The organism is Streptomyces sp. NPDC002787 (assembly GCF_053592095.1).
Window position 1 is genome coordinate 101,341 of the sequence record NZ_JBSFVC010000003.1, and the last position, 26,271, is coordinate 127,611.

Below are 26,271 nucleotides of genomic sequence, written 5' to 3' on the forward strand. Positions count from 1 at the left end.
ACCTTGATCACCGACGTCGAACGAGTTCGCAAGCACCCTCCGCCGTCATGTAATGTTCCTGGCGGAGGATTCGCCTAGAGGCCTAGGGCGCACGCTTGGAAAGCGTGTTGGGGGCAACCCCTCACGAGTTCGAATCTCGTATCCTCCGCCAGTGCCTCACCGGGCACGATGTCGAAGGGCCCCACCGCAAGGTGGGGCCCTTCGACGTTGTCCTCAGACCTCGTTGTCCTGGTTTTTGTCCACAACAGGTGTTCCCGGGGTTCCCCAGATGGCTTCGGCGATCTTCCGGGCGACGTCCTTGAGCATGGTGTCCGGCACGTGGAGGTACCGGGCCCGCATGCTCGCGGAGGTGCCCGGCTCCCACCCCATGATCTGATCAATGACCCGGGCCGGGACACCGAGCAGCATGAGCACGGTGGCGGCCGTGTGCCGGGCGTCGTGCAGCCGGGCGTTCCGAACCCCCGCGTCTTCGAGCAGCCGCTTCCAGTCGTGGTAGTCCGTGTTGGGGCTCAAAGGGCCACCCAGTGGCTTGGTGAACACGTAGTCCGACTCAGTCCACAGGTCGCCGGCCGCCTTGCGCTCACGCTCCTGTGTCTCGGCGTGTGCACGGAGCATGGCGACCAGGGGGCCCGGCAGGGGCACGGCGCGGCGGCCCGCTCGGGACTTGGTGTTCTTGGTCTCACGCCGCACCTGCACCTTGGCCGGGCAGTACCCCGCCTTCCGGCCGCACGGTGAGGCTTCCGGGCACCCGTGCTCGTACCGGGGGCGCAGACGGTTCCGGCGCAGCTTCAGGTACTCGTTGTCCAGGTCGACGTCAGACCAGCGCAGTCCGAGCGTCTCGCCCTGCCGCAGTCCGAGTGCCAGCGCCAGCATCCAGCGGGCGCTGTTCCGGCGCTTGTTGGCTTCGAGTAACAGGCACTGAACCTCTTCCACGGAGTAGGGCTCAACCTCTGATTCGTCCTCTTCCATCCGTGGCGGCTTCGCCAACGCGGCGGCGTTCTTGGCCGCGTAGCCGCGCCGTACGGCCTCCCCCAGGGCGGTTCGGGCGGTGCGGTGTGCTTGGTGAGCGGTACCGGCCTTGCGCGCCCCGTTCGCCTGCATGCGGCGGTACAGGCTTTCCAGGTGCTCGGGCTGCAAGCGGTCAAGGCGGTGCTTGCCGACACCGGGCACGAGGTGGACGCGAACGGCGACCTCGTAGCCGTCGTAGGTGTTCTCGCTGACGGTCGGCTTGGCGATGTTCTCAACCCAGTGCAACAGCCACTTCTCAACCGTCCACGGCTTGCCGGGCTGACTCGCCGAACCCGCGTCGCGCTGCTTCTCCAGCTTCTTGACTTCTTCCACCAGGTCATCGCGCGTCTTGCGCGTGATGTGTCGGCGGTAGGGGTCCCCGTTGTCCTTGTAGCCCATCGGCACGCGCGCGTGCCAACGACCGTCCGCCCCGAAGTAGATGGCGGATTCACCGTTGGCGCGTCGGGTGCCCTTCTTCTTTTTCTCTGCCACAGGCGGGCTCCTGTCCTCGGAGTCGGCAAATGAGAGCGGCGCTGCCCCGGACTGGGCAGCGCCGCTGAGAAGCTGCGTCAGGCAGCGCGGCAAGCGCTGCGGAGACGGGCGACGTAGCGCGCCGGAGCGTCCACCGGGATGCGGCGCAGGCGCCCGACGGGGACGGATTCCAGTTCTCCGGTCCGAATCAGCGCGTAGCACGTCGTGCGTCCGATGCGGAGGCGTCGGGCGGCCTCCTCAACGGTGAGCAGGACGAGGGTCGGGTCATCGGTGGTGCGCGTCGGCAGCGTGGTGATCTCGTTCAACACTCACTCCTCGTACTGATGCGAGTCAGCGATGGTGTTCAAGGGAAGGACGGGCGCTCTGGCCCGTCCTCAGAAGTCCGCTACATCCGCTACGCCGCTACATCGCAGGTCAGCGGGGGTGTTTGTGTAGCGGACGTGCGGGATGTAGCGGCTACGGCGCTACGCGGGGGTGTGGCCATAGCCGCTACATCGGATGGTTGCCGCTACAGGAAATGGGTCTCTGACCTGGGGTGTAGCGGATGTAGCGGCAGTAGCGGACCTACGGGGACGGGGGCGGGCAGTAGCGGGCCCACGCGTCTTCGAGGTCTTCGCTGTAGTAGCCCTTGAGGACCCCGCCGGCCGTGCGGATGTTGCGTGAGGCGACGGGGGTTCCGTCGGCGGTGACGTACTGGCTGAGCATCTTGGACAGGCGCCGGTTGTCGAGTGCCTTGCCGTCGAGGTCGGCCCACGGGGCGTCGTCGAGGGCGTTGAGCCGGTCGAGTACGGCGATGGTGGGCAGGCGGTCGACACCGACCATGACGTGGTCGCGGAGGTCGGTCAGCAGGCGGATGCCGATGCTGCCCTTGTCGTTGACCTGGGATGCCTTGACCAGCTCGGTGCAGGCTTCGCGGGCACGCTTGGGCCACTCGCCCCCGACCGCGTCCGCGACGGCGAGCAGGGGTTCCCACACGTCGGCGGGGCGGTCGGTGACGCCCTCGGGCATCTCCGGCCAAACTCCGGCGACCTGGTCGCGCACCTGCTCCGCCCACGTGGCGAGGCGGTCGCGCAGGGCGAACCCTTCCTTCTCGTGGATGCGCGAGCGGTAGGGCTCCGCCTTCTCGTTCCTCGCGCGCCGGCGCATGCGGATGATGACCGAACGGGTGAGGATCGTGTCGGGCAGGGAGCCGAGACCGGCGACCGCAACGGCGGTGTAGGAGGGGAAGGCCTGCACGGTCTGGTTGGCGCCGTCCCCGACGCACCGGTACATCACCTTGCCGCGCCGGTGCCCGGCGTTGATGAACCCGCGGAGCTGTTCGTTCTCTCCGGCCTTGGGGCCAAAGATGGTGTCGATCTCGTCGAACAGGATCGTGGGCCGTTCGCCGTCGACCCCGGAGACGGAGCGGAACAGTGCGGCGGCGGACGCGTCGACCGCGGCCATGGGGTTCGGTACGAGGGTTTCCACGATCTCCAGTGCCCGCGACTTCCCGGACCCCGGTTCGGGGCTGAGGAAGGCGATGCGGGGGGTGGACTCGAAGCAGTCGAGCAGGTGTGCGTGGGCGTCCCACAGCGTCACGGCGACGTACGCGGCTTCGGTGGGGAAGACGTTGAAGCGCCGGTGGAAGGCTTCCACCTCGTTGAGCAGCGCGGCGCCGTCAATGGTGGGCGGGGCGGGGGTCTGGTCGGTCATGCGGCCCGTCCTTCCTGGGGGTTGCGCAACGGGCAGGTGGCGCGGTGGGAGTCGTGATCGGCGGCGAGGGCGAGCACGCGTCGGATGCCGACGGCGGAGCGGTCGCGTCCGCACGCGCACCACGACGTGGCGGTGGGGATGGCGCCGCGACCGGGCGCGCTGATGTGCAGCCACGCGATGGCGCGGCGCCCGTCGTCGCCGTGGCGGTCAGGGCCAAGGGCAGTGCGGACGCCTTCGGCGACGCCCTTCGGGTCGCCCATGGCCGGTGCGGGCGAGGCGAGTTCGGCGACGTGCCCTCCGCTCACGGGGGGCTGGCCTTCCAAGGGGGAGGATCGGGGGGCGTTCATGCCGCCTCCCGGGGCCGGGCCTTGCGGATGGAGCTGTCCAGGGCGCTGCGGATCGTGGCGCGGCACTCGGCCGCGGTGAGTCCCCGCCCCTCCCCCGCCCCTTGGAAGGCCTCTTCCACCACGTGCCGGGGGATGTCGCCCCACGCGACGAAACGCCCCACCTTGAAGGCGCACCGGTTGAGTGTGGTGTTGCGCTGCTTGTCCGGTGCGGCGGACACGACGGCGCACTCGGCTTCCAGTGCGGACAGGGCCGCGCGGCTCCCGTCGACCGCAGGAAGCCTCAGCGGGCCCGCAGAGCGCACGGGGGCGGGTTTCAGGATGGTTTGCAGCCATTCGGGCAGCGGAGCCGCCACAGAGCCGCTGACGGCTTCATATGCTCCGGCGTCAGTGGTGCTGCCCGCGGCGACGACGTAGCCGCCCCATGCACGGGTGTCGACCAACTCACCGATGGTTCCCGCCGTGTTGGCCAGCCGGACACCTCCCGGGGCGGTGAAGTACAGGTGCGTCCCGCCGCTCGCGGTCCGCACCCGGTACGTGTCGGGGACGGCGTGACCGGCGCGCTCGCAGAGCGCCTCAAAAGTCGTCGCGCCGCACGGCGCGTCCGCACTGCCCTTGGTCTTGGGCATGTCGAGGTCGACGACGACCAGCCCGGACGGGCCGGTGGCAATGCCGATATTGAACGCGTCGGCCGACCAGGCGGCGCGGATGCGCTCGGGGTCGGTGGTGGCGCGCTGTTCCCACTTCACGTGTCCGCCGGCGCACGGGCCGGTGCGGGGGCACGTGGCTTCGCCGTGGAGGGCGGGCCGCTTGGTGCCGGGACGGAGGGGGAAGACGTGCCAGCCGCGGGCGGCGGCTTCCAGGGCCGCCGCGAGGGGGTCTCGCGGGATGGTGTGGGCATGGGTCATGCTGGGGGTTCTCCTGATCTCTTGGAGGGACGGGAGGACCGGGGCGGGCGCAGGCTTTGGAGAGACGGCGCCCGCCCCGGGCGTACCTAGGCGATGTCCAAGGCGAGTTGGGCCGGAACGGGGGCCGCAGCTTCGGGTGCGCCGACGGCGAGCAGCGTGCGGTAGGCGAGAGCGGCCTGATGAATGACCACACCGTTGCCGAGAATCTTGAGCTGATCGGAGCGGGACAGGCCCAGGTCCTCGCCGGTCACCCAGCCGGGATCGGCGCCCATCATCCATTCCACGAACGCCGGGGACAGGCGGCGGTTGCCCTTGGTGCCCGGCTCGGTCGGTTCCGGCGCCGACCGCCCCAAGACCGCCTCCCAACGCCGGATGGCGGGCCCGTAGTCGGTGCCGTTGGTGGCCACCCAACACCCGTCCAGCCGCACGGCCTGACCGGGCAGGTAGTAGTTGCCCGCCGTGTCGCGCTGGTTGGGGCCGCCGTGCGGCCAGTCGGACGCCTTCGGGGTGGGCAGCAGATTGACCACCACCTCGTTCAGCGGACGCGAGTTGGTCCCTACGAGGTTGGAGGCGCCGGACTTCCAGTCGCGTGCCGCAGGGGTGGGCAGCAGCGTCACCGCAGTACGCAGGTTCATCCCGCCCTGCCGTTTGGGCGAGGTTCCGGGCCCGCCGGTGCCGTCGGCGGCGGCCGGGGTGGGCAGCAACCTCAGCCGTCCGTCGGGGGCAGCAAGAACACCACTTCGTCCTCCAGCGTGGGCCCGTGCCCGCCCGCCTTGCGCTTGTCCGGATGCTGCGGCCCCCCATTGCGTCCCAACTGCGAGGTGGGGGTCTTCAGCAGCGGGATACGCGACGGCGAACCAGCGATCGCGCCGGTGGCAGGCTCCGACTTCGGGATCTCCAGCGCGTAGGCACATCCACCGCGCGTCGTACCCGATCGCGGCCAGGTCGGCGGCGACGACGTCCAGTCCCCGGGAGCGGAGGGCGGCGACGTTCTCCAGGAAGACGAGTCGGGGTCGAAGGTGGCGAACGGCTTGGGCGATGGTTTTCCAGAGTCCGGAGCGGTCACCGGCGATCCCTCCCCGAGGTCCGGCGTTGGAGATGTCCTGGCAGGGAAAGCCGGCGGTCAGTGCCGCCGGGCGCGCCAGCGAGGCGGACAGGGCGGCCCAGTCGACGGCGGTGATGTCGCCGAGGTTGTGGACACCGGGCAGGCGGGCGGCGAGCAGCCGGGACGCGGCCGGGTCCTTCTCGCCGACCATGACCGTGGGCAGGCCGGTGACGGCTTCCACGGCCTGGTCAAGCGCACCGGAGCCGGTGCACAAGCTGATGTTGCCGCCCTCCGGCGGCACGACGGGGTGATGGGCCATGCTGAGGGTTCTCCTGATCTCTTGGAGGGACGGGAGGACCGGGGCGGGCGCAGGCTTTGGAGAGACGGCGCCCGCCCCGGGCATAGCTAGTACTGGTCGCGCAGCTCGCAGAAGTCGCAGTCACAGTCGTCGGGGTGCGGGCAGTCACAGCTGCACGGATGCCCGGCGCCGACGCAGTAGCACTGGCACATGCCCTCCCCGCACGGCTGTTCGTCCTCGTCGTCGCTCATGTCGTAGCCGAGCGGGCTGAGGGCTGAGAGGACCTGGTCGAGGGCTTCGGCAAGGCGCTGTGCGCGGCTGATCGCGACGCGCGTCGTCTGTACTGCGGACGATGCGGCCTGGTCAGGGTCCTTGCCCCCGTCCACGGTGAGCCGGTCGGCCCGGTGTGCGTCGGTCACGGGCACAAGCGCCTGCGTGATGGCCTGAGGCAGCATTCGTGACAGGTGCGCAAGCGTCCCGATCAGGCTGTAGGCGTCGCTGGGGTACTGCCAGTCCGCCCCGGGCGCGCGAGTGCAGTGGTTGATGGCGCGGACGGCTTCGGCGGCTTTGGCGGCCAGGGATACGGGACTCTCCAGGTGGCTCATGCGGCGCTCCTGTCAGGTGTGGAAGTAGTTGCGCTTGATGACTGCCTTGCGGATGTTGACCGTGGTCGCGCCCTTGTGACCGCTCGCGCTGAACACCTGCACGGCCACCCACCCGCCGAAGATGACGGCGGCGAGGATGACGAGCTGGGTGATGAGCGCGGTCAAGGCGGTGATGAACGCGGTCAGCAGGAGCAGCCCGCCGCACACGGCGGCGAACCCGACGCCCCCGAGCGCGATGTTCACCGCCGCGCGGGAGACGGGCGGCTTGTGCGTGACCGGCTCGGGCTGCACGGGGGTGATGGCGTAGCCGGTGACGATCCGTCCGTCGGGCAGGACGACGCTCGCCACCGTGGGGATGTGGCCGGGTTGCACGGGCATGAGGGGCGCCGTGTGCGCGGGCGGGATCGGGGTGGGGTGGTGGATGTCCATGGCCGCCGTGTCGTACGTGGCCGGGAGACGAGTGGATTCGTTCACGGTCGGGGCCTCCTGTCAGCCGAGGTCGTTGAGGGCTTCGGCGCCCGCCTGCACGAGGTTGTGGATGGGCTCGTACGCGCCGGTCCCGGCCGCGAAGAACCCGAACAGGAACAGCACGATGGCCGCGCCCCCGCTGGCGGACTTGGTCTTGACGGCGAAGGCGGAGGCGGCGCCGAACAGGAGCACGGCGGAGATGTTGAGGATCATCGGAGTCCTTCGGGTCAGGGGGTGTCGGTACCGGCGCTGTAGATGCGGGCCCAGCGGTTGTAGAGCCAGCGGCCGACGCGTATGCGCTTGCCGGTGGCGCGGCAGCGGCGGCAGTCCTTGCCGCGCTTCATGCGGCCCTTGCGGTCGGTCTTCAGGGCGTGACCCATGCCGGAGCACTTGCGGCAGTCGCCGAATGGGGAGGCCGCGCACAGTCCGACGTAACCGAACGTGACGGCGAGTAGGCAGGCGATAGCAAGGAGGATGGGGGTCATGGAGGGCCCTTCCAGGCGGGTTTCAGGGGTTTCCGCAGGTGGGCCGCTGTCCGCTAGCGGCCTGATCAGAGCTGGTTTGGGGCGCTAGCGGGGCCGCTAACGTTAGCGGGGCGTGGCGCTATCGTTAGCGGCCCCGGACGGTCAGCTCGCGTCCCGCTTTCCGTCACGCTCCGCAATTGCGGTGGTGATGTGGGAGCGGTCGACACCGCGCCGGTTGACGACCTTGCCCTCTACCCGGCGGCCGACCTGGATGGTGGCGATGCCGTGCGGCTTGAGCGCGGCGGCGAGGGCGTCAGGTTCCCAGCCGTCGTAGACCTCGGGGCGCAGTTCCGCGAGCCGGGCTACGACCGTTTCGGACCACGCCTTGGTCTCCTTGGCGGGGACGACGGCGAGGATGTCGGCGAGCAGGTCGTAGGCGGGGCCGGTGACCGTCTCGGGTGCCTCCCCGAGCGCGTGCCCGGACAGCAGTCCAGCCTTCTCGCGGGCAGTGCGGGCACGGGAGGCGATGGCGTCGGCGGCGAGGGCGTCGACGTAGACGGAGGCGACGATCCGGGCGTCGGCTCCCTCGCCCACGAAGTAGTGGATGCCCTTGTCACCCCAGGCGAACATGGTCGCCCGCACCCCGCGCTTGTAGGCCGAGGTGCCGAGAACCATGTCGTTCTCGGTCTGCCCCATCACCTTCAGGCACCACCGGGCGCCGGCGTTCGCGCTGATGCCGGTGGGCAGCGACTTGGCGTCGGGGCGCTGGGTGGCCAGCAACAGCACGATCCCGGTGGCGGGGCCGCGCTTGACCAGGTCGGTGGCGATCTCCTCGAACTCCTTGCCGTGCTCGGGGTGCTCGAACAGCACCTGGCACTCATCCACCCCGACCACGATCGGGTGCAGCCCCAACGACCGCTTGTCTGCGAGCGGGCTGGTCACCTTCGACTCCGGGCAGATGTCCCGGGGAAGCGAGCGGATCACCTTGGTACGGCGCCGCAGTTCCTCGCGCAGCGCCCGGAAGTCGGCCAGCGCGTAGCCGATCGCTTCGTCGTCGTCGCCCGCGGCATGGCGGTGGGAGACGGCGTTGCCGACCGGGTCGAGGTCGCCGGTTCCCTTCATGTCGTAGGTGTGCAGCTCCGCCCGCGGGTCCAAGGCGGCGATGAGCAGCAACAGCCGCAGAAGGAACGTCTTGCCCATGCGGGGGATGGCGCCGATGACGCCGGCGATGTACATGAGGGTGACCTCAACCCAGCGTCCGCGCTGGTCGGTGCCGTAGGCGACCGGCTTGAACAGGTCCACCGAGCCTGTCTTGACCAGCGGCCACGCGGGCTTCTTGGCCTGGTTCATGTCCTGGTCACCCACCCACAGCACGAGCCGCCCGGTGTGCTCGTTCGGTACCGCTTCGGGCCACACACAGCCCAGCGGGCGCCGCAGACCGGACGCCAGGCGCTCGCGCCGCTCGATGATGTCCGTGACCGTCACGCCGTAGGGGAGGTTGCCCTCAGCGCGCCAGCCGGGCCCGTCGCGGGTGATGGGCGCGGTGAACTCGAACCCGTCCCGCCCCTTGCCCTGTGCCTGGTTGATGGCGGGAATGCCGAGCGAGCCGAGCGCGCGCAGCACGATGTCACTGGTGAGCTTGACCGCCTTGGGCAGTTCCACCGCGCGGTGGATGACGGGTGCGTCCGCGCGCCGTCCGGCCGACCCAAGCGCCATCACCAGCGCGCTCACCGACACCGCTTGCAGCCACGCGGGGGCGAGGACGTAGATGGCCAGCGCGGAGCCGAGACCGACGAACAGCGCCAACACGGCTACGAGGGTGCGGAGCCGGACGCGTCCGTCGCGCTGCCTGGACAGCTTCAGGTACTCGGCGGCGTCCTCGCGGCGGACGGCGGCGAGGCGGACCGGCTCTCCCTCGCGGTCGGCCACCCACCGCATGCTGCCGCCGACGAACCGGGCGGCACCGGTCGGGGCCTGCAAGGCGAGCCGGGCGGCGTAGACCGGGGCACGCAGCGCGTGGTACCCGGCGGTGTGGGCGTAGTGGCGAGCCACCCACGCCGACGCAGTGCGCAGCTCCGCAACCGACTTGAGCCACACCGGGACGACCGCCCGGCGCCGGGCGCCCGCGAGTCGACCGAGGTAGCCGGGTCCGGTAGCGGTCGGGGCCGACTGGTCGACCATCACGGGCGCGGTCGGGTCGGCCGACTCGGCCCCCGACCGACCGGTGTTGAAGTCGGCCGACGGGTCGGGGGCGGGCCGGGGGGCAGGGTCGGCCAATCCGGTACGGGCTGAGCGGGCCTTGTCGATGTCGACCACGTCCGCCCGCGTGTCGGGGCCGGAGTCGGCGGCCATCTCGGCTTCGAGCCGGTTGAACAGTTCGTTGTCGTCGTCGGGGTGCTTCACTGAGACGTCCTTCCTGAGCGGAGGGGTGAGCGGGCCCGGTCGTCGCTGTAGGAGGTGAGCGGCCGGGCCCGTACAAGGTGATGGTGAGCGCCCTACCGGGCGGTAAGGGGTACAGTCCGTACCCCTTCGCGGAGGGGGAGTGTTCCTACCCCTTGCGTGATCAAGCGGCGCGCTGTTCGTCGGGGTATGCGCAGGCCACGCACGTGCCGAGCGAGGTCGGCAGGCAGTAGCTGTAGGTGATCCGGCACTCGGGGCAGGTGCGGCGGGCGAGCATCGCCAGCGCTAGCGCGCCCCACTTGCGCGACGTCATCGGCCGTACCGGCTTGGCGAGGTCGACGCGGTAGAGGTAGGCGACCAGCGGCGGGCGCCGGTGCCGCCCGCGCATGACCTGAGCCGCCACCGGCTGACCGCCCGGACGCAGACCGAGCGCCCGCAGTCCCCGGCGGGTCGCGTAGCCGTCCGGCGCGCACCGCCACGGGTAGGTCGGTATGCCGTAGCGGTCGCCGTCCGGGTCAAAGAACGCAGCACGGGCCACCATCAGGCAACCCGCTTCCACGCGGCCCGAAGACGGACCTCGGATGCGGAGTGGCCGGCCGCACGGAACCGAGCGGACATCTCCCTGTAGGACAGGGCGGGCGTCTCACTGTGACGGATCTCGTCGACCAGCGCGTCAAGCTGAGCGTCCGTGAGGGCGGGCCCGGTCTCCAGCGCGAGTGAGGAAACCGGCTCGATGGGCCCCCACACGGGCAGTTCCCACGCGGGTGTGACGCCGGGCGTGACGCGGGTCGTCACGCTGGTCAGCGCCCTGCCAGTGTCCTCACCGTCACGCGCCGACTCCAGCGTCGACCACGCCCCCGCGAGGGTCTGAGCGGTCTTTGCCTGGACGCGCGCGACGCGGGCCCCGGCTTCCGTCACGGCTGTCAGCCGCGTCTCCTCGGTGGCCGCTTCCGCCCGCAGCCGCGCACGGGCAACGGCCGCTTCATCACGGGCCTCTTGCTGGATACCCCGGATCGCACCGAGCGCGGCCGGGGTGAGCGCAGTCCGCTCCCACAATCCGTGAACCAGCCACAACGCCTTAGCCGCCAGCGGAAGCCAGGCCACGGCCAGCCACGCGCCCACGGAGTGGTCGGCGGTGAGCGCGTGGGCGACCAGGACGCCGGTTGCGACCAGGCCGAAGAACCAGCCGACGGCGGTGACGGTGCGGCTGTGGTCGCCCTGAGCGACCAACCGGCGCTCGTAGGCGAGGGTGGCCAGCCATCCACCGTCGATCCCGAGACCGACGACCAGGGCGACGGGCCACGGCACGGCCGTACCCAGCCACATCAGCACAACGGCCAGGGTGAGGACCATGGACACCGCCGTCATCGCGACGGCGGGAAGAACGGTCTTGCCCCTCATGCCGCTTCCCCCGTCCCCGCCCGGTGACCGCGAACGGAGCGCAGGAACGGCACCGTATGGGTCAGCGCGTCGGCGTAGAGGGCGTCCCAACCGGCGATCTCGTCGCCGTCCTCTGCCAGCTCGTTCAACTCCGCGAGCACCTCGCGGGCGACGTCAAGGCGGGCACGGCGTTCGTTGGCGCTCTCGCGCCGCAGCGGACTGCGGAACAGCTCGATGTCCAGCCCGAGCGGCTGTTCGTCGAAGGGGTAGGCCAGCTCCGCGCACTCGTCTGCGGTGACGACCTGGTGATGACCGATGTAGCTACGCATGGCAGGACTCCTGACAGCGGAGGGACGGGAAGACCGCCGGGGCGGGCGCAGGCTTTGGAGAGACGGCGCCCGCCCTGCGGCGGAAGGGAAGGGGCAGACCTGCACCCGGCGGGGCCGGTTGAACAGGTTGATCAGGCCGTGGAATCTCAGGAGGTTGATTCCACGACCGCGCGGAGGATGTCGGCGTGGTCGAACGCGAGCGGCGGCAGGTCGCGCAGGGGCCACCACTGGGCGTTGGTCGCGTCATCACCGGCCTCGACGATCGTTCCGGGGATGACGGTCAGTTGGTAGGCAACGGTGACGTACCTGCCGCGCGGGTCACGGTCGGGCTGGTCGAACGTGCCGATCTGGTCCAGCTCTTCCGGCGCCGCGTGCACGCCAGCCTCTTCGGCGAGCTCACGGACAGCGGCGGCACGACTCGTCTCACCGGGGTCGACGTAACCGCCGGGCAGCGCCCACTGGCCCTTGAACGGGTCCCAGCCACGCTCGATCAGCAGAACGTACCCGTCGGTCGTGGTGACGACGACGTCGGCGGTGTAGCGGATGGTCTCGAAGGTCTCGGAGACAAACGTGCGCTCGGTCATGGGAACTCCTGAATCGGAAGGCTGGAAGCCGGGGCAGCCGCAGGCGTGTTGGTGAGACGGCGACTACTCCGGAACGCTGTGGACACCGTGGCTCCGGCTCCCCTCAACCCCGTCCGTACGGGACAGCTCCGCAGAGCTCCCGGACGGACAGGGCGAGCAACCGGCGCGGCGCTAGCCGCCGCGATTCGGTGGAAGGCGACCGGTCGTCCGCGGCACTCCGAGGTACTCGCGGACCGGGGATGGAGCGGCGCCGCCGTGCCGGTCGATCACGGCCGCGCCCATCGCTTTCGTCGACTCACTGCTACTCCTTCAGACCTCTGAACAGGGGATACGCACTGCAAGGGGGACCTTGTCCCCACTCTCCGGCCGTTGCTCGCGGTCACCGGGCCACCTCGCCAGTACGGGCCTAAGCCCTGTTCCACCTGGCCTTTAGCGGGATTGCAGCGTCCCCGCCCTGTGCGTTCGTGCACTCGATCGGCCCGCCGAAGCGGCCCATCGAGAGGAACATGTATTACGTGTTCCTCATCTTGCAAAGGAGGGCTCGCCCCGTCAAGCCCTTCGGCTGTTTGGAGTTCGCGCGGCCCTCGCGCTCGATGTACCTACAGAGTGGCGGCGCCGACGACGACGCTCGACTTCGCACCTGTACGACCTGGGTCGTTCTTAGCTAGCGTGAAGTCGTACCAAGTCGTCCCGAGCGAGCGGAGGTTGGACGTGGCGAACGAGCGACTGCGCGGCGCGATAGTCGACTTGGGCCTGACCCTCGATGAGGTCGCTGAACGTCTCGGCGTCGCGGCCAAAACAGTCGAACGCTGGATCAACGAGCCTGACCGCAAGCCATATCGCCGCTTCCAGTACGCGACCGCCTCACTTCTGAAGTGCGAAGTCTCGTACCTCTGGCCGGACGAACGGACATCGGCCGAAGTCACAGCCACCGGCCACGCGGAGTTGGTCAGGCTGTATCCCCACCGGTCCGTCGTGATGCAGACCCTTTGGACGAACCTGTACTCCAAGGCGACCCGCCAGTTTGACCTACTGGTGTACTCGGGGTTCTGGCTCACCGAGGATGCGACGTTTCACCGCATCGTGAAAGAGAAAGCGGCCGACGGAGTACCCATCCGCTTCATTCTGGGAGAGCCCACGTCGCCGGCCGTGGCCGTTCGCGGCGAGGACGAAGGGATCGGCGCGGCGATGGCGGGCAAGATTCGAAACGCCCTCATCAACTACGGCCCGCTCTTCGGTCTCCCCGGTGTCGAGTTCCGCTTGCACGGCACCACGCTCTACAACTCGATCTACCGGGCCGATGACGAGATGCTGGCGAACGGCCACCTTTACGGGGTCGGCGCCTACATGGCCCCGGTGCTGCACCTACGGCGCGTACCGGGCGGCGAACTCTTCGATACCTACGCTGAGAGTGTTGAGAAGGTGTGGGAGTCGGCCCGCCCGGTCTCCTCACCCGCCGATTGGGAAGGCACACACTGATGAGCCGGATCGACTACTTCCGCGACCCGAACGCACCAAAGGCCAACTCGGTGGTCCCCTCGGTGACGGCGGTGGTCCGCGACGATGCGGGGCGCCTGCTGCTCATCCACAAGACGGACAACGACCTTTGGGCCCTGCCTGGTGGCGGCCACGATATCGGCGAACGTATCGCGGACACCGCCGTTCGTGAGGTCCGGGAAGAGACCGGCATCGACGTTGAGATAGACAACATCGTGGGGCTCTACACCGACCCTCAACACGTGTTGGCGTACGACGACGGCGAGGTCCGGCAACAGTTCTCCATTTGCTTCCGGGCTCACATGGTCGGCGGTTCCCTGCGCACAAGCAGCGAATCGAAAGAGGTCCGCTGGATTGATCCGGCGGACCTTGACGGGCTGGACATCCACCCTTCGATGATGCTGCGCATCCGGCACGGTCTCGATGACGCGCGGCGAGAGCCCTACCTCGGCTGACCGCCAACGGACGCGTCCGCCATCCGGTCCCCGACGCGCTTCGACGCTGCATGGATCTCGGGGGCCGCGCGTTGGATGAACCGGCCAACGATCGTGTCCGGGCCGTATCGCTGCACAATCTCATCCAGCCGCTCAACCGGCGTGGTCTGCGTCCCGTCCGGCGTCGTCGTCATGTCGCAGTAGATCAAGGCGTCGACCAGGTCGGGGCGCTCTAGCTCGAACTCGCCCTCAAGTTCCTGCCGAAGTCCGCGTTCCTCTGCTTCCAGCAAGGCACAGGAGTGATGCGCCACTAGACGAACAACCCGTTCGTCCGCGCCTTCCTGTTCCCTGAGGAACCGCGCACCGTCCAAGGGATGGAAGCCCGTGGCGGCAATGGCCGGCGAGTAGCCGATGTCATGCAGCACTGCGGCGGCTTCCAACAGTTCCGCATCGTCTCCCAGGATCGGGCGCAGGGAGCGAGCGCGCTTGGCCACCCCGAGTGAGTGCTCCCACCGGCGCGGGAGCGGATCGGCAAGCAGCGATTCGGAGAGCGTGTACGCCCACTCAGTCAGTCCCATGGCGGCCAAGACTACGGCCGGACGGTGGGAGTCGGGAGAGCACGCACGGTGCGCCCCTTACCGTGCACGGTGGCGAGCAGACCGCTTCCCTCCATCTGCGCCAGAACACGACGCACGGCGGTCCGGGACGCGCCGAACCGCTCGCACAGCTTCGCTTCGGACGGGTACGCGTCCCCTACCGAAAGTGAGTCCTCGTTGATCACGTCCGTCATGCGCTCCGCGAGCGACCGGCGGTCGCCTCCCCGGACCACTCGCCACCCGATCCCGGGAGCGGACTCGACAACCCCGTCAGCTTCGAGAACCTTGAGCGCGCGGCGGATCGTGTTCCGGGAGACGCGGTTCGAGTCCATCAGGACGGCCTCTGACGGCAAGGTGTCGCTAACCTGCTCCGCCTGAATCTCGCTTCGCAGCGTCTCCGCAATGATCAGGTAGGTTCCGCGCGGACTGGCCTCCGGCACCTCGGCTCCCCTCTCGTCACCCCATCGCTTGACGCCAAGGATCCCATGGCGGAGCAGCATCCGCGTATGCCTACCCTCACCACCACTCCCATTATTGCCTGTCGGCGGTTTGCACTCCTTCAACAGAAGGGGGTGCTCCATTTACGGATGACGTTTCCCCGTCGGTGGACGTCTCCCCACTCAACGCGATTCCATCAGGCAGATACACCTCGTCGATTGCATCGCGCGGCGGCACCACGAGAGCTTCCGGAGCGTATTGCGCGTGGACATGCCTCAAATATTCCATGGCCTGTTCAACCGATGGGTCGTGATCGAAGTGGTCCCTGAAGTACTGAAGACGCCCCTTACTCTCTTCGATCAAGTCAGACCAAGTCTTCACCCACACTCGGATTGAGGCCTCACCCTCCGACAGATCCCACGCACATCCGCGAGGTTTGTCTTTTTGTCGGGTTTCAGCCCGAACCATCCTGTTCATTTCTGAAGTGACCAGCCAGAAATCCCACTCTACGCGGACGTCAGCGAATTGCGGGTCTTCACTAACCGCTAGAGCATAGCTCTTAATCTGCTCCAGTTCCTTACCTGTCACCTTAACCTTCGGCGCCTTTAGTTCTACAACCAGATGCTGCCTCCTGTCGTGCTCCTTCCGCGATCTGGAAAGCATGAGGTCAACGATCCCAACGGAGCCGTCCTCCCTGCGCACCGGAGCCGGAGTCTGCTCTTCTCTCCCCAGGGCCTTCAAGTGTCGATTGAGGACCTGGTCAAGCGATTTGTCACTCACCAGGAGCTGATAATGCTCTCCAAAGATCCACGTTTCATTTTCTAGGATCTTATGCAGTTCCGTTCGCTCCTTTACGAGCCTTTTTGCTTCAGTATCGAAAACCATGTGCGATAACGCTGCGAGGAAGTCGAGACGGTCGGCAACGCTGCTCGATGCCTTGATGATGCTAGAGAGGCTGGTTCGGTTGAGGAGACGATCCAGCTCGGACTTGTCGTCTGAACTTAGTCGGAACACCTCGCCAAGGATCTTATTGACGTGACCCGGCTGATGCTTCACAGATTCGCGCAGCAAGGCCAGGGTTGCCCTTTGATGCTTGGCCGGCCGTGGCATGTGACGCTGAATCGTCGTGGCAACGATATCGAAAGTCTCGCGCTCAACTTTCTCTGCCTCTGTTTGAGGCTGGTCATGATAGGGATAGAGGCCATCATCTTTCCACTTATCGATAATCTCGTGACGGCGCTCCACCGCACGTGACTTGAAGTGGTCTCTCAACTGCTGGCGAGTGACGGAAAGAAGTGAGGCGACCGGTCCATCCGAGGCCTCTCCCAACAAGAACTCATTTGGATGATCCGGCATGCCCCGCCACAAAACGTAGGCAGTGAAATCAAATCCCGGTGCCTGTATCCGCACCTCGGTGATATCAACCGTGACGCCTTCTGCGTCACACAGGTGCAACTCGCGATCCACACGCATGTCCCACTCGATGATGCGCAACACGGCGGTCTCGCCCTGTTCATCGTGAGCGAATTCTAGGTTGTACGAAGTCTCCTTCTGAACGGCCGCTTGTGGGTCAACCCGTTCACCATCAAACTCGATAACGATTTCTGGATACATGGCTAGGTACGGAGCAAACTCAGTCGTGATCTGAGTGCGAGCCCTATCGACCAAGAGCTTATTTAGAACCGAAGATTGACGCCCCCACGCTTCGACGACGGTTCCGGTTTCTTCGCCAGTGGGCTGGGGGTCCCCGATTTGGAAATCGTTCCTGGAGGCATTGTGAGCCGAAATGATTGTCTTCTGACGCCCGTCAATCCCGTCAGCAACTGTTGTCCAGCGAATGAATGCACCCAGAGCGAATGCGCGCAGACGCCCATGTCCGGCCTGACCATGCAATGGCCTTCCAAGTGCCTGAGAGACACGCGCACCCTTTTTCCAGGAGCCACCAATGCGATCGAACGTCGCGTCGCAGGCTTCAGGCGTGATTCCTGTTCCATCGTCGATAACGACGATCTTGTCTACGCTGTCGGTGGGGGACCGCTCGATCACAACACGCACAAGTCGCGCGTCGGCGTCCAACGCGTTCCAGATGAGCTCCTTGACTGCGCCTACCGGATCGTGCTCCCTTGCCAGACGCTCAACGTGGTCTTCAGCCGCTTCCAGGTGCACTCGTCGCATGACACCATTCTGTCAACTACTCGTAACACTTGGTAGTAGGCGTGCATCGATGCTGCTGCCTCCGAGCAGGTGGCGCCGCCTCGTTCATCGAACCTCTCGTTGTCCTGGTCTTTGTCCAGTGCCCTGACGGACGCCACCGTTCACTGTCGTACGCGCACCTCGTCTGACCTGCCCAGTGAACCCCCACGGACGTCCCCGTACGGCCATGCGGACAGTTGGAAAGCGTGTTGGGGGCAACCCCTCACGAGTTCGAATCTCGTATCCTCCGCCAGTGCCTCACCGGGCACGATGTCGAAGGGCCCCACCGTTCGCGGTGGGGCCCTTCGACGTGCGTGGTTGCAGTTTTAGGTTGCAGTGCCCGGTTACCGCCCGTTGAGGACGGCCCGGCACACGCGGCAGTACATCGCCGCGTACCGCCCGTACCTGCGCATCAGCTGGCCGCACCCGGCGCACGGCCCCAGCTCCCAAGTCGGGCATCCCAGCGCGGCGGAGGCGGCGGCCCGCTCGACCGGGGTGATCCGCACCGGACCACGAGAGCCCTGCACGGGCATGCGGGGAAGAGTGATGCCGCCCGTCGGCTGGCCGAGGTCGCGGACGGGCCGGGCGTCGCTGACGAACCAGCCTTCTTCTCCTGCCCGGCATGTGCGGTCGATCTCCTGCTCGGCGAAGGTGATCACGTCGTCGTCCTCCTCGGCCGATGCTGGGGGAAGAGGCGTCCGTTCACCGACGATCTCCTCCCACAGCGTGCGGTCGCCCGCCGACACCCACATGTGCCGACCGGCCCGGCCCTTGCCGCGGCTGGGCACGTAGACCGGGACGCTCTCCCCCGTGGCGCTCCGCAAGACCAGGTCTTCGATGTGGACCGGCTTCTTCTCGGGCACGCACAGCGCGGGCACGAACCAGTCGGCGTGAACAGCGCCACAGTGCCCGGCACCCTCACTGACGAGGCAGTGACGGTCGCTGCTCGGTACGCACTTCCAGACCTCGAGGTGGCGGTATCCCCCGCGGACAACCATCTCCTTGCCGCCGGCGATGTCCTTCCACGGCATGTCGTCGACACGTGCCCACGGCGCTCGGTCGATCAGGGACGCTGTCCAGTCCTTCGCTACCCAGAGCGGTGTGATGCCGTGCTCCACGGCGTTGACCGAGCGGCGGTGCACGCTGCTGGGGCTGAGGTGGTGGTACTGGATCTCCCAGCCGATTCGTATGCCGCTGGGCCCGGTGACGACGGCGTCGGTGACGCCCCGCCGGTTGGCTACGGGAACCTCAGCCTCGGAGTCCAGGCCGTGCCTGGCGGCGGTCTCGACGACACGTTCCTTCGTGGCCTTGTGCTGTGCGCTCTCCGCGGGGGTCGGTTTGTGTGTGACCGGTAGGTGAGAGGCAATCAGGGGCCTTCGGCCGCCCACCCGGCCTCGGCGGATGAACATCCACGGAGACTTCCCGCCCGTCTCCGACTCGCACTGTCGACCCTCGTGGTGCGCCAGGCATTCGAGCAGTCGCGGGTCCCGGCCGGTGACGCTCGCGGTGATCTCGCCGAGCAGCTCCGGACGGCCCGGATGCCCGAGATCGGGTAACGACAGATTGATCTCTATGCCATATCCGGTGTGCCACACCCCGTTAGCCATTCCTCCACGATAGGAACGTCCACTGACACTCAACAGGGCGCATACCAGGGGGACATGGTGGGCTAGCCCGTTGGCACGGCCCTGCAGCGGTATCAATGGGCGGGCAGACGATCGCTGACCACGGTCTCGGGAGCACAGGGGTGGGGTAGCAAGTGACTGATCAGTCGGTATTCGTCCTGGGGAGCGATCTGCAGGCCCTGGAGCCGGCCGCATTTGAGACTGAGGCGGAGTTCCAGGAGCTCCTCGCACGCCACCCGCGGGTGCTGGATTTCGGCTCTCTGGCCGATGGCCAACCGTTGCGGCTGGTGCTGGTGGCGCGGGAGATGGGTGTTTCGACGAGTGCGGAGAGCAGTCCGGCCTACTGGCTGGACCATCTCTTCGTCGACGCCGACGGAGTGCCGACGCTGGTGGAGGTCAAGCGGGCGAGCGATACGCGCATCCGCCGCGAGGTCGTGGGTCAGATGCTGGATTACGCGGCGAACGGAGCGCGTTACTGGCCCGGTCCGCTGCTTCAGCGTTCCTTCGAGGAGACCTGCGTCGCGGACGGCCGATCGCTGGACGAGGCGTACGGGGAACTGCTCGGCGAACGCTCCCCGGAAGAGTTCTGGTCGATAGTCGAAGAACGGCTGGCCGCAGGGCAGATGCGGCTGCTGTTCGTCGCGGACCGGATCCCGCTGGAGCTGCGGGCGATCGTCGAGTTCCTGAACCGGCAGATGCGGCAGACCGACGTGTACGCGGTCGAGCTGACTCAGTACCGAGGCCACGGTGACCTCCGCGTCCTCGTCCCGCGCATCCATGGAGAGGTCGCCACGGCAGCGAAGTCCCCGTCCGGCCGCCGCACCACGCAGCGAACCACGCGGGACGACATGGACACGGTGATACGGACTCGCCTCGCCCCGGAAACGAGTCGGATCGCGACCGCACTACTCGATCACGCGACAGCCAGGGGACGGCTGGAGGGAGGTACGGCCAAGTACCCGAGCATGTCCGTCTACTACCCGGTCGCCGGCCGCCAGGTGCCGCTCTGGACGCTGTCCCTGTACGACAGCCCCGCCAAGGAGGAGCTGGCCTTCAGCTTCGGATCGATCACCCACCACCTCGGCCTCGACGCGACGGCAGCGTTCGCGGAGTCCTTGCCGGCCGTTCCCGAGCTGCAGAAGAAGCTGGAGGTGCAGCGGGAGAAGGGGTACACGGGCTGGCCGTCGGCCCCTCTGACCGCCCTGGCAGCCGAACCCGGTGCCGTGGAAGGGATCCTGGCCGCTGTCCAGCGGCTCATGGAGGGCCGAGGATAGGTCCGCGTGCGTTCGGGTGTCCCGTGACGTCCGATCCAGTTAACCCCGACCGTGCCTGGATGCCTGCAGGCCTGCAGGGGCCTGTGCCTGCAGGCGCCTGGCATGAGCGCCCGCATGTCAGGCGGCTGCGGCCCCCTCGCCGGGCGGCCGTAGGACCCGCCGGGGGACCCGGGTGGGGACAACCCCCCACTGAGGACACCGGGGCACCGCAGTGCACAGATGCCTGTGCACAGACGAGTGTGTGGGCATGTCAAAGGAACCCAGCGCCGGTGAACCTCCAGAGGCGCAACGCGCCCCCGTCGCAACCGGCGCACCCGTCGAACTCGCCGCGCTCCAGGCGCTCGCGCTGAACACCGGGTCGATCGGCTACCACCTAACCACCATGCGTACGCCGCCGACCTGGGACTGTTCGAGCGGCTTCGGCGGGACGCGGACGACGGTCCATGGGCGGACGCGTTCCCCTGCTCGCGCGGCGCCGTCCGGCTCACACTTCCCGGACTCAGGGAGTGCTTCGGGGAGTGCATCGCGCTCCTCAACCGCTACCAGCGGCCCGAGTCCGTGACCCCGCCCGGCGCGCGCACGCCGCTCACCCGGTTCCTCGCCTTCCCCGCCCCCGAGCCGACGGGCGACGGCGACTCCGGAGCCGGCCGGAAGCACGACCTCGCACACAAGAGACGAGAGGCCGGTCCCTCATGATGCTGCGCTACGCCCTGAAGACCGTCCGCGCGCGCAAGGCAGGCTTCCTCGGTGCCTTCCTCGCCCTGATGTGCGCGGCCGCCCTGATCACCGCGTGCGGCACGCTCCTCGAGACGGGGCTGCGCGGCACCATCCGGACCGAGCGCTATACCGCGGCCCCGGTCGTGGTCTCCGCCGACCAGAACGTCCACCGGACCACCGTCAAGCGGAAGAAGGGCAAGACCAAGGTCAAGCACAAGGCCAAACCCATCGCCGAGCGCGCCTGGCTCTCGGCCGACATCGGACGGACCCTGGGCGGCACGCCCGGAGTCGCCCGCGTCATCCCCGAACTCACCTTCATGGCCCAGCCGTTGACCCCGAACGGCACCGGCGACAGGACCGCTTACGGGCACGCCTGGGAGTCCGCCGCGCTGACGCCGTACCGGCTCACCGCGGGTACCGCCCCCACGGCCGCCACCGATGTCGTCGTCGACCGCTACCTCGCCGAGCGCGCCCGTCTCGAACCCGGTGACCGCCTCACCGTCCAGTCGACCAAGGCCCCGCGCTCCTACCGCGTCACCGGCATCGCCGCCCCTGCCACCGCCGTTCGCCACCAGACGTCCCTCTTCTTCTCCACGGCCGAGGCCCGCCGTCTCGCCACCCGCCCCGGGCAGGTCACCGCGTTCGGTGTGATCGCGGACGCGGGCACCGATCCGGGCCGGCTGCGGCATGCCGTGTCCGAGGCTCTGCGCGGCACCGGTGCCCAGGTCAGCTCCGGCGACGCCCGTGGTGCGGTGGAGTTCCTGGACGCCGCCGCGGCGCGCACCAAGCTGGTCAGCATGGGCGGCGCGATGGGCGGCACCTCGCTGCTCGTGGCGGTGCTCGTGGTCGTGGGGACCTTCGCGCTCTCCGTCCAGCAGCGCCACCGCGAACTCGCCCTGCTCCGCGCCATCGCCGCCACCTCCGGGCAGATCCGCAGGCTCCTCGGGCGGGAGGCCCTGATCGTCGGGGCGGCCGCGGGCACGGCCGGGGCCCTGGTGGGGCTTCCCTTGGGTGGTTGGCTGCACGGCAGGTTCGTCACACTGGGTGCCGTGCCCGCCACGCTGCACCACACCGTCGGTGTCTTCCCGCCGCTCGCCGCCGTCGCCGCGACCCTGTTCGGCGCCTGGGCCGCCGCACGGATCGCCTCGCGGCGGGTGGCCCGGATCCGCCCGGCCGAGGCGCTCGCCGAGGCCCGGGCCGAGCGCACCCGGCCCGCGTGGGGCCGTCTCCTCGCCGGTCTGCTGCTGCTCGCCGGTGGCGCCGTCCTCGTCGCACTGCTCAGCATCCTGCGCACCGAGCCCGCCTCGACCCCGGTCGCCTTCCTCACCGTCGTCGTCCTGTCCACCTCCGTCGCCCTGCTCGGGCCGCTCCTGGTCAAGGCAGCCGCCCTTCTCCTCACCGGCCCGCTGCGCCTGACCGGCCCCGGTGGCAGGCTCGCCACCGCCAACCTCCGCGGCAACGCCGCCCGCATGGCCTCCGTCGTCACCCCCCTCACCCTGCTCATCGGCATGACCTGCACGGTGCTGTTCGTGCAGCCCACCCTCGGCGACGCGGCCCGCGCCCAGACCCGCGAGGGCATCCGCGCCGACTGGGTCGTCGCCTCCCGGGGGCCCGGTGTCCCGTCCGAGGCGGCACGGCGACTGCGTACGGAGAACACCGTCGTCACCGAAGTGGTCCGTACGACCGTCCGGGTCGGCCTCGACAAGTACGCGGCGCAGGGTGTCACCCCTGCCGACCTGGCCCGCACCTGGGACCCGGACGTCACCGCCGGGTCGCTCCGCGGGCTCACCGAGCACACCGTCGCCGTCAGCGAACTGACTGCGGACCAGCTCCACCTGGAACCCGGAAGCACCCTGAAGCTCACGCTCGGTGACGGCACGCCCGCCACGCTCACCGTCGCCGCCGTCTACACCAAGGGTCTCGGCTTCGGGGACCTCACCGTCGCGCATGACCTGCTCGCACGCCATGTCGACAACCCGCTCTCCTCCTCACTCCTCGTCAGCACGGACCGTACACAGACACAACTCGCGACTACGCTGCGTGAGTTCCCGGGGCTTGAGGTTCTCTCCCCGGCCGCCGCCGACTCGCTCCAGGCGCAGCGCCAGCGGACCAACGCCGAGGTCAACTTCCTCGCCATGGGGCTCGTGCTGGCCTTCACGGCCATCGCCGTGGTCAACACACTCGCCATGTCGGTCTCCGAGCGCGTCCGGGAGTTCGCGCTGCTGCGTCTCGCGGGGGCGACCCGCCGTCAGGTGCTGCGCATGCTGCGCACCGAGGCCCTGTCGGTCCTCCTCCTCGCCACCGCCCTCGGCAGCGGCATCGCCCTGGCCATCCTGACTTCGTTCAGCATCGGCATGACGGGCCGAGCGGCACCGGCCGTCACACCGCTCGTGTACGTCACGGTGGTCGCGGGAGCCGGACTCCTCGCGCTCGTCGCTACCGCCCTGCCCGGACGCGTGGCACTCCGGGTCCGGGCGGTGACGGTGGCGACGGCCAAGGAATGACGTACCTCCGCCGAGAGCGCGTGCGCTGGTCAGCGCTCCGGGGGCCAGTCCGTGGGGTCTCTGGGGAAGGGCGGGTGGGCGGTGGTGAGGCGGCGGTAGGCGGCGCGGGCCTGGAGGAGACGGGCGAGGGCGGTGCCGGTGAGGGCCGCGGCGAGGAGGCAGGTGAGCCAGAACGTGTCGCGGGGGTTGGCCCAGGTCAGGACGCCGACGGGTGGGATGGCGAAGCCGTTGAGGAAGAGCCAGCACAGGGCGGCCGTGCCGGGGGCCGCGGTGAAGCGGGCGTGGAGGCCCAGCAGGGCGGAGAGCAGTGACAGCGCGGCCAGGGCCAGGCCGGGGCGGTCCGTGCCGACCAACGCGTTGAGCAGCGCCACCAGCGCCATCGCCCCGCCGAAGGCCGTGGCCCACACCAACGGGGTGGCCACGGGCTGGGGGACCGGGCGTGGGCCGGTGCCCAGGGAGACCCACTGGATCACGGGCGCGCTCCGGGGGGCGTGGGTACTTCCCGAACGGGGGTGGTGCGGGCTCGCGTTCCACCACGGGGCGTAAGGACGACCGGGCCTCTTTCGCCGCGGGCCGTGGGGGCGACCGTTTCGTCGCAGGTGGTTGGGGCGACCGGGCCCCTTGCGTCGCAGGTTGTGGGGGCGACCGTTTCGTCGCAGGTGGTTGGGGCGACCGGGCCCCTTGCGTCGCAGGTTGTGGGGGCGACCGTTTCGTCGCAGGTGGTTGGGGCGACCGGGCCCCTTGCGTCGCAGGTTGTGGGGGCGACCGTTTCGTCGCGGGTGGTGGGTGCGCCCGCTGGGATCATGCTGTGTTTCCTTTCGGTCCTCCCCGATGCCGTGTCGACGCCGGTCCGGACGGTGAAGGGGATTGTTCCATCGCGGGGGTGGCCTCGCCGCCGGCGGACGGTTTTCGGGGTCTCGTTAGGGTGGCACCGACGGTTGTCCGATGAAATATCCGAATCAGACAGGGGGCCGACCGTGGGTGCTCCGCGCCTGAGCAGTACGCCGTTGCCAGGGATCGGGGTCCGCTACGACCTCACGACCAAGGAACAGCGGCGGATTTCAGTGGTCGCCCACCGGGACGGCACACGGACGTTGAGCGCGTACCGGCGGGACGATCCGGACGCGTGCGCGCTGTCGGTACGGCTGACGGCGGGGGAGGCGACCGCCGTCGTCGACGCGTTGGCGCCGGACCACCACAGCCCGAACCTGCTGTCCACCACGGAGTTGGGGCTGGTCGCGGAGCGGATCGAGCTCGCTTCGACGTCGTACTGGAACGGGCGGGTGCTGGGCGACACCCGGATGCGGACCGAGACGGGCGCGTCCGTCGTGGCCGTACTGCGGCGGGCCGAGGCGATTCCCTCGCCTACGCCGGACTTCCGGCTGGCCGGCGGCGACACGCTCATCGTGATCGGCACCCGGGAGGGTGTGGAGGCGGCCGCGGCGACTCTCGGGCGGGAGTGAGCGGCGCATGTACTTCTCCGGGCAATTCCCCGGGCCCGCGGCCGGGCAGTTCCTCGCTCAGTCCTCCTCCTCGCACTCCTCCGCCGTCTTTCTGATCGAGTTCGGCGCGATCATCCTCGGGCTGGGGCTGCTGGGGCGGTTCGCCGGGCGGTTCCGGCTGTCGCCGATACCGCTGTATCTGCTGGCCGGGCTGGCCTTCGGGGAGGGCGGGCTGCTGCCGCTGGGCGCCAGTGAGGAGTTCGTGGCGATCGGCGCCGAGATCGGCGTGATTCTGCTGCTGCTCATGCTCGGGCTCGAGTACACCGCGAGTGATCTGGTCTCCAACCTCAAGACCCAGTATCCGGCCGGACTCGTGGACGCCGCGCTCAACGCGGTGCCGGGTGCGGCCATGGCGCTGCTGCTGGGGTGGGGGCCGGTCGCCGCCGTCGTGCTCGCGGGCGTCACCTGGATCTCGTCCTCCGGGGTCATCGCCAAGGTGCTCGGGGATCTCGGACGGCTCGGCAACCGCGAGACGCCCGTCGTGCTCAGCATCCTGGTCCTGGAGGACCTGTCGATGGCCGTCTATCTGCCGATCGTGACGGCCCTGCTCGCCGGGGTCGGTCTGGCGGCGGGCAGTGCGACGCTGGCCATCGCGCTCGGTACGGCCGGGGTCGTGCTGTTGGTGGCGGTGCGGTACGGGCGGCACATATCCCGGTTCGTGACCAGCGACGATCCCGAGAAACTGCTGCTCGTCGTGCTGGGGCTGACGCTCCTCGTCGCCGGGCTCGCGCAGCAGTTGCAGGTGTCGGCGGCCGTGGGCGCGTTCCTGGTGGGGATCGCGCTGTCGGGGGAGGTCGCCGAGGGTGCGCACAGTCTGCTGGCGCCGTTGCGGGACCTGTTCGCCGCCGTGTTCTTCGTCTTCTTCGGTCTGCACACCGACCCCGCCAGCATTCCGCCGGTGCTGCTGCCCGCGCTCGTACTGGCCGTCGTCACCGCCCTGACGAAGATCGCCACCGGGTACTGGGCCGCGCGTCGGGCCGGGATCTCGGCCAAGGGGCGCTGGCGTGCGGGTGGGACGCTGGTCGCCCGCGGGGAGTTCTCCATCGTCATCGCCGGCCTCGCGGTCACCGCCGGCATCGAACCGTCCCTCGGGCCGCTGGCCACGGCGTACGTACTGATCCTGGTGATCGTCGGCCCGTTGACCGCGCGCTGGACGGAGCCGGTGGCGATGTGGGTGACCGGGCGAGTGGGCGGGCCCGCGCCCGCCGCCCCGGGAGGGGCGAGCACGCCACCGCCGACCGGGACGACGGGAGCACACGAGGCACTGGAGGAGCGGGGCGCGGCCGACCGGGCTTGAGAGGGGCCACGGCCCACCGGGCCTGAGGGGGGCACGACCCACCGGGCCTGCGAAGGGGCGCGGCCGACTTGGCCTGGAGGGGAGCGCCGGCGACCAGGTCTGAGGAGGGGGCACGACCGACCGGGCCCGAGACGGAGCGCCGCCAGCCCTGGCCTGAGACGGAGCAGGACCGGCCGG

General features: G+C 68.9%; 26 protein-coding genes and 1 tRNA gene. 7 read left to right on the forward strand and 20 right to left on the reverse strand.

The genetic code is table 11. The features are described from left to right. Positions 1-63 precede the first annotated feature (63 nt). Positions 64-151 (forward strand) — tRNA-Ser (locus tag ACWD26_RS04530). 62 nt (positions 152-213) lie between these two features. On the opposite strand, the gene ACWD26_RS04535 is transcribed toward ACWD26_RS04530, so the two are convergent. From ACWD26_RS04535 to ACWD26_RS04605, 15 genes are all read right to left on the reverse strand, one after another. After that, complete coding sequence (locus ACWD26_RS04535) at positions 214-1,500, reverse strand: tyrosine-type recombinase/integrase (protein WP_451266125.1); 1,287 nt, start codon at positions 1,498-1,500, stop codon at positions 214-216. Positions 1,501-1,577: 77 nt separating this feature from the next. Further along, complete coding sequence (locus ACWD26_RS04540) at positions 1,578-1,805, reverse strand: helix-turn-helix domain-containing protein (RefSeq protein WP_451266127.1); 228 nt, start codon at positions 1,803-1,805, stop codon at positions 1,578-1,580. A 259-nt stretch (positions 1,806-2,064) separates the two neighbouring features. Then, positions 2,065-3,192: a DUF3631 domain-containing protein gene (locus tag ACWD26_RS04545; RefSeq protein ID WP_451266129.1), complete on the reverse strand. Its 1,128-nt coding sequence runs from the start codon at positions 3,190-3,192 to the stop codon at positions 2,065-2,067. After that, on the reverse strand, positions 3,189-3,497 hold the full coding sequence (locus tag ACWD26_RS04550) for a hypothetical protein (protein ID WP_451266131.1): 309 nt from the start codon (positions 3,495-3,497) through the stop codon (positions 3,189-3,191). The genes ACWD26_RS04545 and ACWD26_RS04550 overlap by 4 nt, the downstream gene beginning before the upstream one ends. Positions 3,498-3,535: 38 nt before the next feature. Further along, positions 3,536-4,444, reverse strand: coding sequence for a bifunctional DNA primase/polymerase (locus ACWD26_RS04555; protein ID WP_451266133.1), 909 nt, complete (start codon positions 4,442-4,444; stop codon positions 3,536-3,538). Between the two features lie 86 nt (positions 4,445-4,530). After that, positions 4,531-5,808, reverse strand: a complete 1,278-nt coding sequence (locus ACWD26_RS04560) for a DNA cytosine methyltransferase (protein ID WP_451266135.1) — start codon at positions 5,806-5,808, stop codon at positions 4,531-4,533. 86 nt (positions 5,809-5,894) lie between these two features. Beyond that, the gene (locus ACWD26_RS04565) at positions 5,895-6,392 is read right to left on the reverse strand and encodes a hypothetical protein (RefSeq protein WP_451266136.1); all 498 of its coding nucleotides are present in this window, start codon (positions 6,390-6,392) and stop codon (positions 5,895-5,897) included. 12 nt (positions 6,393-6,404) lie between these two features. Further along, the gene (locus ACWD26_RS04570; protein WP_451266634.1) at positions 6,405-6,821 is read right to left on the reverse strand and encodes a hypothetical protein; all 417 of its coding nucleotides are present in this window, start codon (positions 6,819-6,821) and stop codon (positions 6,405-6,407) included. Between the two features lie 60 nt (positions 6,822-6,881). Next, on the reverse strand, positions 6,882-7,073 hold the full coding sequence (locus tag ACWD26_RS04575) for a hypothetical protein (RefSeq protein ID WP_451266138.1): 192 nt from the start codon (positions 7,071-7,073) through the stop codon (positions 6,882-6,884). A gap of 14 nt (positions 7,074-7,087) precedes the next feature. After that, complete coding sequence (locus tag ACWD26_RS04580; RefSeq protein ID WP_451266140.1) at positions 7,088-7,345, reverse strand: hypothetical protein; 258 nt, start codon at positions 7,343-7,345, stop codon at positions 7,088-7,090. A 141-nt stretch (positions 7,346-7,486) separates the two neighbouring features. After that, the gene (locus ACWD26_RS04585) at positions 7,487-9,727 is read right to left on the reverse strand and encodes a cell division protein FtsK (RefSeq protein WP_451266141.1); all 2,241 of its coding nucleotides are present in this window, start codon (positions 9,725-9,727) and stop codon (positions 7,487-7,489) included. A 160-nt stretch (positions 9,728-9,887) separates the two neighbouring features. Then, positions 9,888-10,265 (reverse strand): RRQRL motif-containing zinc-binding protein, encoded by a 378-nt coding sequence (locus ACWD26_RS04590; RefSeq protein WP_451266143.1) that lies wholly within the window; start codon positions 10,263-10,265, stop codon positions 9,888-9,890. Next, positions 10,265-11,125, reverse strand: a complete 861-nt coding sequence (locus tag ACWD26_RS04595; protein WP_451266144.1) for a protein spdB — start codon at positions 11,123-11,125, stop codon at positions 10,265-10,267. The genes ACWD26_RS04590 and ACWD26_RS04595 overlap by 1 nt, the downstream gene beginning before the upstream one ends. Next, complete coding sequence (locus tag ACWD26_RS04600; RefSeq protein ID WP_451266146.1) at positions 11,122-11,433, reverse strand: hypothetical protein; 312 nt, start codon at positions 11,431-11,433, stop codon at positions 11,122-11,124. The genes ACWD26_RS04595 and ACWD26_RS04600 overlap by 4 nt, the downstream gene beginning before the upstream one ends. 146 nt (positions 11,434-11,579) lie before the next feature. Next, the gene (locus ACWD26_RS04605) at positions 11,580-12,017 is read right to left on the reverse strand and encodes an NUDIX domain-containing protein (RefSeq protein ID WP_451266148.1); all 438 of its coding nucleotides are present in this window, start codon (positions 12,015-12,017) and stop codon (positions 11,580-11,582) included. A 711-nt stretch (positions 12,018-12,728) separates the two neighbouring features. Here ACWD26_RS04605 and ACWD26_RS04610 point away from each other — a divergent pair. Both ACWD26_RS04610 and ACWD26_RS04615 read left to right on the forward strand, forming a co-directional pair. After that, entirely contained in the window at positions 12,729-13,496 is a 768-nt protein-coding gene (locus ACWD26_RS04610; RefSeq protein WP_451266150.1) for a helix-turn-helix domain-containing protein, read from the forward strand. Further along, positions 13,496-13,969, forward strand: coding sequence for an NUDIX domain-containing protein (locus ACWD26_RS04615; RefSeq protein ID WP_451266152.1), 474 nt, complete (start codon positions 13,496-13,498; stop codon positions 13,967-13,969). The genes ACWD26_RS04610 and ACWD26_RS04615 overlap by 1 nt, the downstream gene beginning before the upstream one ends. Here the strand turns inward: ACWD26_RS04615 and ACWD26_RS04620 are convergent. From ACWD26_RS04620 to ACWD26_RS04635, 4 genes are all read right to left on the reverse strand, one after another. Further along, entirely contained in the window at positions 13,957-14,526 is a 570-nt protein-coding gene (locus tag ACWD26_RS04620) for an HD domain-containing protein (protein ID WP_451266154.1), read from the reverse strand. The genes ACWD26_RS04615 and ACWD26_RS04620 overlap by 13 nt on opposite strands. An 11-nt stretch (positions 14,527-14,537) precedes the next feature. After that, positions 14,538-14,984 carry a GntR family transcriptional regulator gene (locus tag ACWD26_RS04625; RefSeq protein ID WP_451266636.1) on the reverse strand — a complete coding sequence of 149 codons (447 nt, stop codon included), beginning with the start codon at positions 14,982-14,984 and terminating at the stop codon, positions 14,538-14,540. 91 nt (positions 14,985-15,075) lie between these two features. Then, entirely contained in the window at positions 15,076-17,157 is a 2,082-nt protein-coding gene (locus ACWD26_RS04630) for an ATP-binding protein (RefSeq protein WP_451266156.1), read from the reverse strand. Between the two features lie 362 nt (positions 17,158-17,519). After that, positions 17,520-18,782, reverse strand: coding sequence for a hypothetical protein (locus ACWD26_RS04635; protein WP_451266158.1), 1,263 nt, complete (start codon positions 18,780-18,782; stop codon positions 17,520-17,522). Between the two features lie 152 nt (positions 18,783-18,934). Here ACWD26_RS04635 and ACWD26_RS04640 point away from each other — a divergent pair, with 152 nt between their 5' ends. Both ACWD26_RS04640 and ACWD26_RS04645 read left to right on the forward strand, forming a co-directional pair. Continuing rightward, complete coding sequence (locus ACWD26_RS04640) at positions 18,935-20,074, forward strand: hypothetical protein (RefSeq protein WP_451266160.1); 1,140 nt, start codon at positions 18,935-18,937, stop codon at positions 20,072-20,074. A gap of 692 nt (positions 20,075-20,766) precedes the next feature. Next, positions 20,767-23,295 carry an ABC transporter permease gene (locus ACWD26_RS04645; RefSeq protein ID WP_451266162.1) on the forward strand — a complete coding sequence of 843 codons (2,529 nt, stop codon included), beginning with the start codon at positions 20,767-20,769 and terminating at the stop codon, positions 23,293-23,295. A gap of 29 nt (positions 23,296-23,324) precedes the next feature. Here ACWD26_RS04645 and ACWD26_RS04650 read toward each other — a convergent pair whose 3' ends face one another. After that, complete coding sequence (locus ACWD26_RS04650; RefSeq protein ID WP_451266163.1) at positions 23,325-23,768, reverse strand: hypothetical protein; 444 nt, start codon at positions 23,766-23,768, stop codon at positions 23,325-23,327. A 504-nt stretch (positions 23,769-24,272) separates the two neighbouring features. On the opposite strand from ACWD26_RS04650, the gene ACWD26_RS04655 reads away from it, so the two are divergent. Next, a complete protein-coding gene (locus ACWD26_RS04655) occupies positions 24,273-24,758 on the forward strand; it encodes a cation:proton antiporter regulatory subunit (RefSeq protein WP_451266165.1) in 486 nt (161 codons plus the stop codon). Positions 24,759-24,765: 7 nt separating this feature from the next. Continuing rightward, the gene (locus ACWD26_RS04660) at positions 24,766-26,094 is read left to right on the forward strand and encodes a cation:proton antiporter (RefSeq protein WP_451266166.1); all 1,329 of its coding nucleotides are present in this window, start codon (positions 24,766-24,768) and stop codon (positions 26,092-26,094) included. Positions 26,095-26,271: the final 177 nt, after the last annotated feature.